This is a genomic window from Mesorhizobium sp. ArgA1, assembly GCF_053714375.1.
In genome coordinates this window covers 1-440 of record NZ_JBSKBQ010000143.1, presented here as the reverse complement: position 1 = coordinate 440, position 440 = coordinate 1, and the positions used below count along the sequence as shown (strand labels likewise).

The window sequence follows — 440 nt, the reverse complement described above, 5'->3', positions numbered from 1 at the left end:
GTCAATGAAAATAGTGTGGTGCTAAATTCTTTCACCGGAACGGCGGTAATTCTTGACTTTTTGGTGATTTTGGCGGTGATAATCGCGCATGTTCGTACGCGAGAAGACCGTCAACGGCTACACCTACCTCTATCTGGTCGAGAATGTCCGGGAGAATGGCCGCACCAAGCAACGGATCATCCGCAACCTCGGGCGCAAGGAGGCAGTCCTTGCCGCTGGCGACCTGGATCGTCTGTTGGCTTCTGTCGGACGTTTCACCGAAAGGGCCATGGTGCTGGATGCGATCGACAGCAACCCTGCTCAGGTGAATGCCCGCCGGATTGGCGGCCCCTTGCTGTTCGGGCGACTGTGGGAACGGCTCGCAATTCCTGACGTGCTCGAGGACCTGCTTGCCGATCGCCAGTTTGGTTTTGCCGTGGAGCGCGCCGTGTTTGTCGCCA

The 440-nt window shown here is 57.5% G+C and carries 1 pseudogene; it reads left to right on the top strand.

The features are described 5' to 3' along the window. Positions 1–88 precede the first annotated feature (88 nt). Positions 89–440: pseudogene (locus tag ACWGTI_RS32720) on the top strand (IS1634 family transposase); the annotation flags it as partial.